The organism is Variovorax xiamenensis, assembly GCF_050916385.1.
Classification (GTDB): Bacteria; Pseudomonadota; Gammaproteobacteria; order Burkholderiales; family Burkholderiaceae_C; genus Variovorax.
Genome location: NZ_CP139038.1, coordinates 7,085,042 through 7,098,106 on the forward strand (window position 1 = coordinate 7,085,042; position 13,065 = coordinate 7,098,106).

General features: G+C 69.5%; 14 protein-coding genes. 3 read left to right on the plus strand and 11 right to left on the minus strand.

Annotated features, from left to right (window positions below):
- Positions 1–2 precede the first annotated feature (2 nt).
- Positions 3–1,220, plus strand: a complete 1,218-nt coding sequence (locus SFB74_RS32670; protein ID WP_432728527.1) for an acyltransferase family protein — start codon at positions 3–5, stop codon at positions 1,218–1,220.
- Here SFB74_RS32670 and SFB74_RS32675 read toward each other — a convergent pair.
- Positions 1,157–2,044 (minus strand): LysR family transcriptional regulator, encoded by an 888-nt coding sequence (locus SFB74_RS32675; protein WP_432728528.1) that lies wholly within the window; start codon positions 2,042–2,044, stop codon positions 1,157–1,159. The genes SFB74_RS32670 and SFB74_RS32675 overlap by 64 nt on opposite strands.
- 81 nt (positions 2,045–2,125) lie before the next feature.
- Here SFB74_RS32675 and SFB74_RS32680 point away from each other — a divergent pair, with 81 nt between their 5' ends.
- Positions 2,126–3,016 (plus strand): EamA family transporter, encoded by an 891-nt coding sequence (locus SFB74_RS32680; protein ID WP_432728529.1) that lies wholly within the window; start codon positions 2,126–2,128, stop codon positions 3,014–3,016.
- Here the strand turns inward: SFB74_RS32680 and SFB74_RS32685 are convergent.
- A complete protein-coding gene (locus SFB74_RS32685; RefSeq protein WP_432728530.1) occupies positions 3,013–3,942 on the minus strand; it encodes a fatty acid desaturase family protein in 930 nt (309 codons plus the stop codon). The genes SFB74_RS32680 and SFB74_RS32685 overlap by 4 nt on opposite strands.
- Before the next feature lie 109 nt (positions 3,943–4,051).
- Here SFB74_RS32685 and SFB74_RS32690 point away from each other — a divergent pair, with 109 nt between their 5' ends.
- Positions 4,052–4,276, plus strand: coding sequence for a tautomerase family protein (locus tag SFB74_RS32690; RefSeq protein ID WP_432728531.1), 225 nt, complete (start codon positions 4,052–4,054; stop codon positions 4,274–4,276).
- On the opposite strand, the gene SFB74_RS32695 is transcribed toward SFB74_RS32690, so the two are convergent.
- The 9 genes from SFB74_RS32695 to SFB74_RS32735 all read right to left on the minus strand — a co-directional run bounded on the left by SFB74_RS32695 (position 4,277) and on the right by SFB74_RS32735 (position 13,052).
- On the minus strand, positions 4,277–4,951 hold the full coding sequence (locus SFB74_RS32695) for a GntR family transcriptional regulator (RefSeq protein WP_432728532.1): 675 nt from the start codon (positions 4,949–4,951) through the stop codon (positions 4,277–4,279).
- A gap of 26 nt (positions 4,952–4,977) precedes the next feature.
- Complete coding sequence (locus SFB74_RS32700) at positions 4,978–6,267, minus strand: FAD-dependent oxidoreductase (RefSeq protein WP_432728533.1); 1,290 nt, start codon at positions 6,265–6,267, stop codon at positions 4,978–4,980.
- Positions 6,264–6,512, minus strand: a complete 249-nt coding sequence (locus SFB74_RS32705; protein ID WP_432728534.1) for a (2Fe-2S)-binding protein — start codon at positions 6,510–6,512, stop codon at positions 6,264–6,266. The genes SFB74_RS32700 and SFB74_RS32705 overlap by 4 nt, the downstream gene beginning before the upstream one ends.
- Positions 6,509–7,612 carry an NAD(P)/FAD-dependent oxidoreductase gene (locus SFB74_RS32710; RefSeq protein ID WP_432728535.1) on the minus strand — a complete coding sequence of 368 codons (1,104 nt, stop codon included), beginning with the start codon at positions 7,610–7,612 and terminating at the stop codon, positions 6,509–6,511. Before SFB74_RS32710 ends, SFB74_RS32705 begins: the two co-directional genes overlap by 4 nt.
- An 11-nt stretch (positions 7,613–7,623) precedes the next feature.
- Positions 7,624–8,562 (minus strand): 4-hydroxyproline epimerase, encoded by a 939-nt coding sequence (locus SFB74_RS32715; protein WP_432728536.1) that lies wholly within the window; start codon positions 8,560–8,562, stop codon positions 7,624–7,626.
- 31 nt (positions 8,563–8,593) lie between these two features.
- The gene (locus SFB74_RS32720) at positions 8,594–9,733 is read right to left on the minus strand and encodes a branched-chain amino acid ABC transporter substrate-binding protein (protein WP_432728537.1); all 1,140 of its coding nucleotides are present in this window, start codon (positions 9,731–9,733) and stop codon (positions 8,594–8,596) included.
- An 84-nt stretch (positions 9,734–9,817) separates the two neighbouring features.
- Entirely contained in the window at positions 9,818–10,732 is a 915-nt protein-coding gene (locus SFB74_RS32725; protein WP_432728538.1) for a dihydrodipicolinate synthase family protein, read from the minus strand.
- Positions 10,733–10,915: 183 nt separating this feature from the next.
- Entirely contained in the window at positions 10,916–11,659 is a 744-nt protein-coding gene (locus SFB74_RS32730) for a glycine zipper 2TM domain-containing protein (protein ID WP_432728539.1), read from the minus strand.
- A 91-nt stretch (positions 11,660–11,750) separates the two neighbouring features.
- Positions 11,751–13,052 (minus strand): HipA domain-containing protein, encoded by a 1,302-nt coding sequence (locus SFB74_RS32735; RefSeq protein WP_432732035.1) that lies wholly within the window; start codon positions 13,050–13,052, stop codon positions 11,751–11,753.
- Positions 13,053–13,065 lie beyond the last annotated feature (13 nt).

The window sequence follows — 13,065 nt, forward strand, 5'->3', positions numbered from 1 at the left end:
GCATGAACAACGCACAACCCCTTTCCCAAAGGCTCCACGCGCTCGACAACCTCCGCGCCCTCATGATGTGGCTCGGCATCGTGCTGCACGTGGCGATCAACCACATCACCGTCAGCTCGCCGCTGCCGTGGCGCGATCCGAAGACCTCGCCGGTGGCCGACCTGGTGATGCTCTTCATCCACAGCTTCCGCATGCCGGTGTTCTTCGTGCTGGCCGGCTTCTTTGTCGCGCTGCTGGTCGAGCGGCGCGGAGCCGGCGGCATGCTGAAGAACCGCTGCCTGCGGCTCGCGCTGCCCTTCGCGATCTTCTGGCCGCCGCTGTTCGTGGCGACAGCGGTGCTGTCGATGGTCTACATCCACCTGACGGTGCGCGGCGTGCCGGGCATCGACGTTTCCCTGACGCCCGCGCGGCAGCCCGGGGGCTCGCCCTTCAACACCATGCACCTGTGGTTCCTGTACCAGCTCTTCTGGCTCAGCGTGCTGGCCTGGGCCGGCATGCGGTTGCGGGGCTTCGTGCCGGCGCGGCTGCGCGAGGCGCTGGCCCGAGGCTTCACGGGGCTGGTGGCGCGACGCTGGGGCTTCGCCGTGCTGGCGCTGCCGCTGGCGTTGACCGGCATGTCCTATCCGTCGGGCCTGGTCATGGAAAGCGGCTCGTTCCTGCCGCCTCTTGCCGAATGGGCGCAGAGCGGCCTGTTCTTCGTCGTCGGCTTTTACGTGTACGGCCGGCGGGAGCAACTGCTCGCGCTCTTCTCCGCGCGCTGCAAGGGCCATGCTGCGGCCGGGCTCGTCTTCCTGGTCGCCGCGGCGGTCCTGCTGGGCGCCTCGCGCTCGGGGAATGCGCTGCGCCTGCCGCACCCGGAGTTCTGGATCGCCTTCGCCTACAACGCGACCGCGTGGCTCTGGAGCCTGGCGCTGATCGGCGGCTTCGTACGCTACCTGCCGCGCCAGAACGCGGTGCTGGCCTACCTGTCGCAAAGCTCGTACTGGGTGTACCTGGTGCACATGCTGGGCACCGTGGGCTTCGGCATCCTGCTGTTCAACGCGCCGCTGGGCGCGATCGCGAAGATGGGGCTGAACATCGCGGCGACCTCGCTGGTCGCGCTCGGGAGCTACCAGCTGCTGGTGCGCCGCACGCCCATCGGCACGCTGCTGAACGGTCAGCGCCCCGAGAACCGCTCGGACAGGAAGTCGACGAAGGCGCGCGTCTTGGCCGCCAGGTGACGCGAGGGGTAGACCGCGTACACGGGCGTGCGGTCGGCCTCCCAGTCATCGAGCACCGCCTCCAGCCGGCCCGAGGCGAGCTCGGCCTCGACGTAGATGCGCGGGATCAGGCTCAGCCCGAAGCCCGCGAGCAACGCATCGCGCACGGCGATGCTGGAGCTGACCTTGTAGCGCCCGTCGATGTGCACCGCCACGCTGCGGCCGGCGCGCGCGAAGGTCCACTTGTTGGCGTGGCCCGAGAGCGTGAACTGCACGCACTCGTGGGCCTTGAGGTCCTCGGGGCGCTCGGGCCGGCCGGCGGCGGCGAAGTAGGCGGGTGCGCCGCACAGCACGTGGTCCATGGTCATGAGTTCGCGCGCGACGAGGCTCGAGTCCTCCAGCCGGTCGCTGCCGCGGATGGCGAGGTCGTAGCCCTCGCCGATGATGTCGACGCGGGCGTCCTGCAGGTTCAGCTCCAGCCGCAGGTTCGGATGGCGGCCCATGAATTCTGGAATGGCCGGCGACAGCAGGGTGAGCGCGAAGGTCAGCGGCGCGCTCACGCGCAGCACGCCGCCGGGGCTGCTGCCCATGGGCGCCAGCGCCGCGTCGGCCTCGCTCAGTTCGTCGAGGATGCGCGACAGCCGCTCGTGATACGCCGCGCCAGCCTCCGTCAGGCTCATCTGGCGCGTGGTGCGGTTGATGAGCCGCACCTTCAGGTGCGCCTCCAGCTCCGCGATGTTCTTGCTGACGGCCGCCGCCGAAAGACCCATCTGCCGCGCGGCGCCGGCGAAGCTGCCGGTAGCGGCGGCGGTGCGGAAGACTTTGAGGGCGGTGAGGTGGTCCATGCCTGATTGACGACTGTCGGTAAAGAATCAATTCATTATTCGGACATTCACAACCGCCGGTCAACTCACTAGATTCGAGGCATGACCAGCCGCACCACCGACATCCTCCTCACCGCCACGGCGCCCGCCATCTGGGGCAGCACCTACATCGTCACGACCGAGCTGCTGCCGGCCAACTACCCGCTGACGGTGGCGCTGCTGCGCGCGCTGCCGGCGGGCCTGCTGCTGCTTGCGATCGTGCGGCAGCTGCCCGAGCGCGCGTGGTGGGGCCGCATCTTCATCCTGGGCGCGCTGAATTTCTCGGTGCTGTGGGCGATGCTGTTCCTCGCGGCCTACCGGCTGCCGGGCGGCGTGGCGGCCACCATCACCTCGGTGCAGCCGCTCTTCGTGGTGTTCCTCGCCAGCATCTTCCTGGGCTCGCCGGTGCGCGCGCTGTCGGTGGTGGCTGCGGTGGTCGGCATCGGCGGCGTTGCGCTGCTGGTGCTGACGCCGAACGCGGCGCTCGATGCGCTGGGCATCGCGGCCGCCATCGCCGCGGCGACGTCGATGGCCTTCGGCACGGTGCTGAGCCGGCGCTGGCAGCCGCCGGTGTCGGCGCTGACCTTCACCGCATGGCAGCTCACCGCGGGCGGCCTGCTCTTGCTGCCGGTGGCGCTGCTGCTGGAGCCGCCGCTGCCCGCGCTCACGCTGCACAACTGGATCGGCTTCGGCTGGCTGGGCCTGGTGGGCGCCGCGCTGACCTACATCGTGTGGTTCCGCGGCGTGGCCCGGCTGGAGCCCTCGACCATCGCGCCGCTGGCCTTCCTGAGCCCGGTGACGGCGGTGATCCTCGGATGGGCGCTGCTCGGCCAGGCGCTTTCGACCTGGCAGGTGCTAGGCATCTTCATCGTGATCGCGAGCATCTGGCTGAGCCAGCATGCGCAGCGCGGCGGACAGCCGGCGGCAAGGCCCGCCGCAGCGGCCGCGCGCTAGGCGGCCGACGCGGTGGCGCGCTTCAGCAGGCTCAGGTAGCCCGGCTGCACTTCCATGCGCGCGATGGCGTCCTGCCGCCGCAGCAGCCGGTGCGCCTTCGGCAGCGCCCAGCAGGGCAGGCTGGTGAACATGTGGTGCTCGCAGTGGTAGTTGACCCAGTAGGGCGCCACCAGCGTGCGTTCGAGCCAGCCGGCATGCGTGGTGCGGGCCTGCCGCATCGGATCGGGCTCGTTCTGCGCGACCAGCGCATGCTCGGCGATGTTGCGCACGCGGCTCACCAGCGGCAGCCAGGTCGCCATCGGCAGCAGCCACATCGCGAGCCATGCCCACCAGTAGCCGGCGAGCGCGAAGGCCAGGAAGCCGAGGCCGTTGGCAATGAGGAATCGCCGGTCCTTCGCGAGCTCGCGGCCGAACGCCTTCAGCGCCGACTCGCCTGGCGCGCGCTTGCGGATGCCCTCGGCGATGTGGCCGAAGCGCTGCTTGTAGAAGGTCTGCCCGCTCAGGTCGCGCAGCACCTTGCGCCACATCGAGGCGCGCGTGATGGGGAAGGGCGCCGACAGCACCAGGTCCGGGTCTTCGGTCTGCTGCACGAAGCGATGGTGCTGCAGGTGATAGGGCCGGTAGTCGCGCAGCGTCGACGAGCACAGCCAGTAGCCCACCCAGTCGTTGACCTTGCGGTTGCGGTGCAGGGCCGCGTGCGCCGCGTCGTGCATGAGGATGAAGAGGCCCAGTTGCCGGGCCCCGACGATGGGCACCACGAGCGGAATGGTCCACGGCCACACGATGCCCGCGAGCATCGCGGCGCCGATCACGCCCCAGCAATGCAGCACCAGCCAGAGGCCCTTCCACGACGAGCGCGCGGTGAGCGACTGCCACTCCTCGGTGGTGAAGAAGTCTTCGGGTTGGGCGCGGGGTGCGACGGCCATGCGGGCCAGTATGCGCCTGCAGGAACGCGGGAGCACGCGGAGTTCCCCGATGTGCGGGCTTGGCAGAATCGCCCGGCAACAACAGCCCGACACGCAGAGGAACCCGGCCATGCCCCTCGTCACCATCCGCCTCGCCCGCCGCGAACAGCCCGCCACGCGCGAACAGAAGGCCGCGCTCATCGCGGGCGCGACAAAGCTGCTGCAGGAGGTGATGGGCAAGCGCCCGGAAGACGTGACGGTGCTGATCGACGAGATCGACCCCGACAACTGGGGCCAGGGCGGCGAAAGCGCGACGATGCTGCGGCAGCGGCGGCAACGCGCCGCGGGCGGCTAGCTAGTTGTCGATGATCTTGCGCGCGAAGACTTCGAGATAGTCCATCAGCCGGTTGGCGCCCGCGATGGCGGCCGCCTCGTCGCCCGTCGCGATGCCCTGCGCCAGCTCGAGGTGCGCGTTCGCTCCTTCGACGATCTCGCCTTCGTGCTGGTACGCGTACCAGAAGCGCCGGCACTGCACGATGGGCGGTATCACCGCGCGCACCGCCGAATCGTTGTGGCTCGCATGATGGTTGACGAGGTCGAGCTCGCGGTCGGCCTGCATGTAGTCGTTGAGGTCGCCGCGGCCCGCGGCCTCGACCATCATCTCGGCGCAGCGCACGATCTCCTTGCGCTGCTGCGCGGTGGCGCGGCGCGCGGAGCAGGCGGCAATCAGCAGTTCGAGCACGCGCCGGGTCTGGATCACGTCGAGGTGGTCGGCCAGGTCGATGGTCGACACCAGCAGCCCGCGCCGCGGCTGCTGCACGATGAGGCCGATGGACACCATGCGCATCAGTGCCTCGCGCACCGGCGTGCGGCCCAGCCCGGTGCGCTCCGCGAGATCGGCCTCGACGATCTGGCTGCCGGGCTGAAGCTGCATCGTGGACAGCAGCGTCTCGATGGCGTCGTAGGCCTCGTCGGCGGCACGGCGCTTGGGCGGTGGACGGGATGCGGCGGGGTTCTTCGGGGAGGCCATGGTCTTCTTCTGCGGATGCGGCGGCGTCATTGTCGGGCGTCCGCGTCGGCCGCGGATTCGCCGAGGCCCGCGAGCGTCGCGATGCGCACCGGCGACAGCGGCGGGCGCGGCGCGGGCGGCGTCCATCCGAAGAGGAACTGCGCGGCGTCGCCGCAGACGCGGCCCTGGCAGGCGCCCATGCCGCAGCGGCGGTGCAGCTTGGCGTCGGTCCAGCCGGAGCAGCCTTGCAGCGAGGACAGCGGCACGTCCTCGCAGCGGCAGACGAGCGTGTCGGCCTTCGGCATCGTCCGGATGTCGGCGGCCAGCGCGAAGCTGCGGTGCAGCTGCGCGGCGAAAGCGTCCCAGCGGGCGCGTTCGCCTTCATGGGCTTTCGCGGCGCGCTCGTCGCCCACCGCTGCGTGGCCGGCGATGGTGCCCTGCGCAAGCGCGCGCTCGCTGCCGCCGAAACCGGTGCACTCGCCCGCCGCGAGGACGCCGGCGATGCTGGTAGCCTGGAACGCGTCCACCGACAGGCCGCCCGCAGGCGCGAGAGCGCAGCCGAGCATGCGGCCGAGCTGCGTATTGGGCACGAGGCCGAAGCCGCAGGCGATGCGGTCGCAGGCGATTTCGGCTTCCGTTGCCTTGCCCTGCTGCAGGCGCACCGACTCGACCTGCGTCACGCCTTGTGCAGAGACGATGCGCGACGAGGTGCGGTATTGCGGATCGGCCAGCGTCACCGCCTGCGCGGCCTTGCCAGGCCAGCGCGCAAGGCTGGCGCCGAAGCGCGCGACCGCGGCGAACGAAGCCTGCTCGGCGATGCGCAGCACCTTCGCACCAGCCGCGCGCGCGGTGGCGGCAGCAGCAAGCAGCAGGGGGCCGCTGCCCGCGATGACGATGCGCTCGCCTGCGACCGGCAGACCGGCCTTGATGAGTGCCTGCAGGCCGCCCGCGCCGGTCACACCGGCCAGCGTCCAGCCCGGAAAAGGCAACAACAGTTCGCGCGCGCCTGTGCAGAGGATGAGCTTGCCCCATCGCATGCACGTGGCGCCTTCCGCGTCTTCGAGCAGCAGCTCGCCAGGCGCCGGTGCGGCGACGACGCGCGTGCCGCTGCGCACGCGAATGTTGGCGTGGCGTCCGAGCGCATCGCGCCACTTGCGCGCGGCGGGCGGCAACTTGGCGCCGGGGCCATCGCGCCAGATCTGTCCGCCGGGCGCGGGGTTGTCGTCGATCACGACGATCGATGCACCGCTCGGCGCGGCGGCTACGGCAGCGGCCATGCCGGCCGGGCCGGCACCGATGACGAGCAAGTCGCAGCGCTCCGACACGACGCCGTTCATTCCGAAGTCTCCACGCGCATGCCCTCGGTGCACACCGTCTGGCATGCGAGCCTTCGCCTGCCGTCGATCAGCACGCGGCATTCCTGGCACACGCCCATGCCGCAGAAGGGCGCGCGCGGCTGGCCGCTGATGGAAATGCGCGCTACGCCCATGCCGCCTGCCACGCGCAGCGCGGCGGCAACCGAGCTGCCCGTCTGCACACGGACCAGGTGGCCGTCGATGTTCAGCAGCGTGTGGGCGCTCATGCAGCCTCCCGCAGTCCGCGAGGCGCGTAGGGCGCAGCGTCGAAATCGGGTGTCGCACCGGTCATCAGCGCGGCGAGCAGATGCGCGCTGCCCGGCGCCGTGGTCACGCCGAGGCCTTCGTGCCCGACGGCGAGCCAGAGCCTTTCGCGCCACGGGTGCTTGCCCAGCAGCGGCAGCCCGTCGGGCGAGGCCGCGCGCATGCCGGTCCACGAGCGCAGGGCATTGAGGTTCGCGAGCCCCGGCAGGTAGTCCAGCGTGCGTTGGAGCATGCGCGCCAGCATCGGCGATTCCACGGCCGGATCGGTGGTGTCGAACTGGCGCGAGGAGCCGATCAGCAACTGCCCTGTGGGACGCGGCTGCACGTTGAAGGCGACCGAGTCGCCGTCGCTGTGGTGCGCGCTGGTCACGTAGCCGAGCTCGACCAGCTGGTGGTGCACCGTGCCCGGATAGCGGTCGGTGATGAGCAGGTGGCCCTTCTTCGGGCGTATCGGCAGTTCGGGGCACAGCGTCGTCGCCTGGATGCCGTTGGCGAGCACGACCTGCGGCGCGGTGCGGCGGGTGCCGTCTGCGAGGCGCAGCGAGCCGTCGTCGTCGATGGCCTCGACCTTCGCGTGCTCGACGCGGATCGATGCCTCGTGCTGCGCGAGCAGCCAGCGCGCCGCGTTGGGTGCGTAGAGGATGCCGTCGCCCGGCACTTCGAGCGCGCCCGCGAGGCCCTTGCGCAGTGCAGGTTCGGCGGCCGCGAGCTGATGCGCGTCGAGCAGGCGGCTGTCGATGCCGTCGGCGCGCAGCCGCTGCAGCTTGCGCTCGGCCTCGGCCATCTCTTCGTCGTTCGCGGCGATCCACAAGGTGCCGCAGGCGCTGTACGCGCAGTCTTCGCCCATGCGCGGCGCGAGTTCGCGCCATTGCGCGATCGAACGGCGGCTCAGTTCAAGCTCGGCCGGGTTGTCGTCCATCACCACGAGGTGGCCCATGCCCGCGCCGGTGGCGCCGCCGATGCCCGCGTCGAGCACCAGCACCTTCGCGCCCATCTGTGCGAGCGCATGCGCGCACGCGGCGCCGACGATGCCGGCGCCGATGACGATGACGTCCGCGTCCATGCCGCCCGATGTCAGAGCCGTATGCCCCAGCCGAAAGGGTCGGCCTCGTCGATCAGCAGCGTGGCCTCGGCGCTGATGTGCGCGCGGCCGCGCAGCGTGGGGATGACGCGGCCTTCGCCGTCGAGCGCGTAGCTGGCCTCGAAGACGCTGCCGATCACGCTGGCCTGCTTCCACACCTCGCCCGGCGCGAGCTTGCCGTCGGCCGCGAGGCAGGCGATCTTGGCGCTGGTGCCGGTGCCGCAGGGCGAGCGGTCGTAGGCGTTGCCGGGGCACAGCACGAAGTTGCGGCTGTCGGCGCCTTCGCTGTCGTCGGCGAAGAGTTCGATGTGGTCGATCTCCGCGCCTTCGGCACCGGTGATGCCCTGCGCCGCGAGCGCACGGCGCAATGCGCCGGTGTAGTCGGTCAGCGCGGCGAGGTTGTCGCTCGCCACGCGCTGGCCGTGTTCGCTCACGAGGAAGAACCAGTTGCCGCCCCAGGCCACGTCGCCGCGCACGGTGCCGTGGCCCGGCAACTCGACCGCCGCCTGCCGCAGGTGCCGGTAGGCCGGCACGTTGCGCACGCTCACCGAGCCGTCTTCGTGCAGCGTGGTGGTCACGGTGCCCACGGGTGTCTCGATGCGGTGCTCGCCCACGCCGATGCGCCCCATGTGCGCGAGGCTCGCGACCAGCCCGATGGTGCCGTGGCCGCACATGCCGAGGTAGCCGGCGTTGTTGAAGAAGACGACGCCAGCCGCCGCATCGGCGGAGACCGGCTCGCACAGCAGCGCGCCTACCACCACGTCGCTGCCGCGCGGCTCCAGCACGGCGGCGGCGCGCCACTTGTCGTGCCGCTCGGCCAGCAGCGCGCGGCGCTCGGCCATGCTGCCCTTGCCCAGGTCGGGGAAGCCCCCGATCACCAGGCGCGTGGGCTCGCCGCCCGTATGCGAGTCGATGACCTGTATGCGCTGCATGCTCGTCTTCTTCTTTCTTCTTCGCTTGGGCTCAGTAGCTCGCGATGGGCACGGGGGCCGCGTTCTTGAAGGTGAACACCGTGATAGGCGCCTGCTTCATGTTGCCCTTGTCGTCGTAGGCGTAGGTGGCGGCCACGCCCTTGTAGGTGGTCTTGTAGAGCTCGGCGCCGACCTTGTCGGGATCGATGGAGTTGGCCTTCTTCATCGACTCGCCGATGAAGAGCACCTGGTCGTAGTACGAGGCGGCGTATGCGTCGGGATCGATGTTGAAGCGCTTCTTGAACTTCTCCTTGAAGGCCGGGCCGCTCTGCGCCTTCTCGAGGATGGAGCCGCCCTGCGCGCAGAACACGAGGTCGTTGACCGCATCGCCGCCGAGCTTGCCGGTGGCGGGGCTGCAGACGGTGTCGCCGCCCAGCAGCTTGCCGGGCACCGCGAGCTGCTTCATCTGGCGCGCCATGGGCGCGGCCTGCGGCGCGTAGCCGCCGAAGAAGATGGCCTCGGGCGCCTTGGCCTTCATGTTGGTCAGGATGGCGGTGAAGTCCACGGCCTTGTCGGTGGTGAACTCCTGGCCGACCACGGTCAGGCCCTGCTTCTTCGCTTCCTTGGTGAACTCCTCGGCCAGGCCCTGGCCGAAGGCGGTGCGGTCGTCGATGACGCCGACCTTCTTCACCTTCATCTCCTTGGCCGCATACACGGCCATGGCGCCGCCGATCTGGTTGTCGCTCGCGATGATGCGATAGAGGTTCTTGTAGCCGCCCTGCGTGACCTTCGGATTGGTGCCGACGGTGGAGACCATGGTGCCGCCGTCGCTGTAGACGCGCGAGGCCGGGATGGCGACGCCCGAGCAGTACGGGCCCATGACGAACTTGACGCCGTCGTCCACGAACTTCTGCGCCACGCTCACGCCGGTCTTGGCGTCGCACTGGTCGTCTTCCGAGACCAGTTCGAACTTCAGCGTCTTGCCGCCGACGACGAGCTTCTTTGCGTTGAGCTCCTCGATGGCGAGGCGCACGCCGTTTTCATTGTCCTTGCCCGCGAAGGCATTGGGGCCCGACAGCGGACCGCTGTGACCGATCTTGACCACCTGCTCCTGCGCATGCACCTGGCCGGCGAGGGCCAGGGCGATGACGGCGAGACCGGGAAACGAAACCATGCTTGCTTTTGTCTTCATGCTTCTTCCTGCTGGGTTGGGGACGATGAAAAACACGCTGCCGGCGGCCGGCGGATAAGCCGGCGCCAGCGCGCCGTCGGTTTATTACATGACCGACTGGTATTGAACAGGCCTCGTCGCGAGCGCCTTCTTCACGATGCCTTCGATGAACTCGCGCTCGGCGCCGATGAGCGGCAGGCGCGGGCGGCGCATGTGCTCGGTGCCCACGCCCACCAGCGCGTCGATGAGCTTGAGGTTCTGCACGAGCTTGGTGGACACGTCGAGGTGCAGCATCGGCGTCATCCACTGGTAGAGCTTGAGCGCCTCGGCGAACTTGCCGGCCTTCATCAGGTCGTAGAGCGCCACGGTCTCGCGCGGGAAGGCGCAGCCCACGCCGGCCAGCAGGCCGTCGCAGCCCAGCGCCAGGCCCTCGTAGGCAAGGTCGTCGACGCCGAGGAACAGCTGGTAGCGGTCGCCCACGGTGTTGCGCAGGTCGGTGATGCGGCGGATGTCGTCGGTGCTTTCCTTGATGGCCGCGATCCATTCGCAGTCGGCCAGCTCGACCATGTGCTGCGGCTTCAGGTCGACGCGGTAGGCCACCGGGTTGTTGTAGACCATGATGGGCTTCTGCGCCGCGTTGGCGATGGTGCGCACGTTGAGCATGGCCTCGCGCGCGTCGGCCACGTAGATCACCGAGGGCATCACCATGAAGCCGGCCACGCCGAGCTTGTTGGCGCCATCGACGTAGCGCAGCGCCTCGCGCGTGCTGGTCTCGGACACGTTGGCCAGCACCGGGATGCGGCCGTCGGCGGCCTCCAGCGCGATCTTCGCGACCTGCAGCTTCTCCTCCAGTGTCAGCGTGCTGGCTTCGCCGAGCGAGCCGCAGGTGACGAGGCCGTGGATGCCGTTGCGGATCTGGAAGTCGATGTGCCGGGCCGTGCCCTCGGCATCGATGCTCTCGTCGGCGTTGAACTTGGTGGTGACGGCGGGAAAGATGCCTTGCCAGCGGGGATTGCTCACTTGATCGCTCCTTTTGGTGTGCGGTGTGGAAGCGTCGCACTTTAAATATATTAAGGATATATGGTCAAGATATCCGTCGGGCAAGCGCTCTTCCGGGCGAGGTTCTTCTGTGATATCGCGCGGAAGAGCGAAGCCCCGGCCCGCCGACGGCAGGCTAGGTGAAGCCAGGGCAGGCGGCGACGCCTAGCCGTGCCGCTCGGCGGGGCGCAGCACGCCGCGCTTCAGCGTGACCGGCTGGCCGACCGGCGGCGCGGTCTTCGTCTCGACGGTGCGCAGCGCGCCGTTGTCCATGCGCACGCTCACCTGGTAGACCGTGACGGTGCGCACATGCTTCTCGATGGCGTTGCCCGCGAAGCCGCCGCCGACCGCGCCGAGCACGGTGGTCGCGGTGCGCCCGTTGCCATGGCCGAACTGGTTGCCCACGAGCCCGCCCACCAGGCCGCCGGCCACGATGCCCACGCCGGTGGTCTTCTGCGGACGCTGCACCTGTCGCACGGATTCGACATGCCCGCAGACCGCGCAGGGCGGCGCGGGCGGGGCGGCGGCCATCATCGGAGCGTTCGCACCCGGCGCGGGCCCGGGCTGCATGGCTTGCGCCGGTGGCGGTTCGGGTGCCCGCACGGGCGCGGACAAAGGCGCGGCAGCCATCGCTTGCGGCGCGGGGCCGGCGGCCATCGGCGGCGGCACGGCAGGCGCCGGTGGCATCGCCTCAGGCTTGAAATCGTCGGGCGCTTTGGGCGCGTTGTCGGCGGCTGCGGCGAGGGCGGCCGGCGGCGCGACCGCTGTCGTCGTTCCCTGCCTGTTTAGCAAGGTACCGCCCAGCGCCACGACAGCCACGGCCAGCACGCCGATCACCGCCCACAGCACCCTGGGCGACCTGCTCGCGGGCGAGCCCGGCGGTGGATTGAATGGCGACGTCGGATCCATGAGAAAGCCCCTTCTGCGGTCCGAGGCGGAATGCCCCGAAGCCCACCGGGAAGCATGAATGCGGACGGCGCGTTGTCAATTCAGCGGCGTCCTACATGGCGATGTGGGCCACCCCGTCGAGAAATCGCCTGGCCTCGCTTCGCATGCCCCGCGAGACGGACTCCCAGGTCCGGCCGGAAAAGCCCGCAGGCAGCATGGCCTCGACCTCGCCCAGCGCGTCATCCACCGAAGCCACCATCTCCAGCATGGCGCTCCAGACGTCGATGCCACCGTTCTTCATGGCCAATCCATGCCAATGGCGAGCCTGGATGGTGTGGAGCAGATAGTGCGTGTTCTTCGATCGGACGGCCATGGCCAGCCCCGCCTTGCGCGGCTGGAACTGATTCGGCCCATTGCCGAAGTACGGCCACATCGAGATGACGTCGTAAAGCGGCGTCATTTCGTAGGCATCGCCGCGCAGCAGGCGGATCGAGAAGTTCTTGGCGTGGCCGTCCGTGGCGGCGAGCAGGAAGAACGCCAGTTGCGCGAGCAGGAACCGAGTGCCGTCGCCGGCATTCCCGCTGCCTTGCAGAAGCTGCAGGCACTTGCCCATGCCGGGGCCGCCGTGCTGCTCGTATTTCTTGTCGGAAGGCAGGCCCATGGCCTGGCAGAAGTCTTCCTGCGGCAGGCGCGCGATCCAGGTGCCGCCGTCCATCCGCTCGCGGTCGAACCGCTCCACGACGAGAACCGTCTGTCCGCCGAAAGAGGCCATGGAGGTCGGCGCCACAGGCAGGCCGAGTGCTTCGACGATCTGCGCGCACAGCCATTCGTTCTGCACCGAATCGGAGGCGTCCACGCGCTTCGAGCCACCGATCAATCCGAGCGGCAGCTTGATGATGTGCGTGGTGGGCGTGGCGCCGTGCGGCCGGCACCACCTGCCGTTCCAGAAGGTCAGGGCGGTCTTCTCTTGTGCGCCGGCAAGGGAGATGCGAAACAGGTCCTCGTCCTGCATGCCTTCCGGGGTGTCCTCGGACGGAATGGCCTGAAGCAGCGCCGCGATCTGCTCTTCGTCCAGAGGCTCGCAGTTCACTGCATCCCAGCCCTGGGGCGCGGCGTCCTGGGGCAGCAGTTGCACGGCCCCGACACAGTCGCGGCCGATGGCTTCGAGCAGGTCGAAAGTCCTTGCGTCCTTGAGCCTGAAGCGGCTGCGCAGACGCGCGCGAATCCTGTCGCTGTCGGGCAGCAGGTTGTCGAAGTAGTTCTTCACCACCTCGCCCCGCACTTCGAGCGCCGGGTTGATCGGGATCGACAGCGACAACGAACGGTGCCGGGGCAGCGTCAGCCAGCGGGGGTCATACCGGAACGAATGGGAGTCGCGGTCGACGGACCATGTGCCGACGAATTCGCCGTTCATCCATGCATTCAGC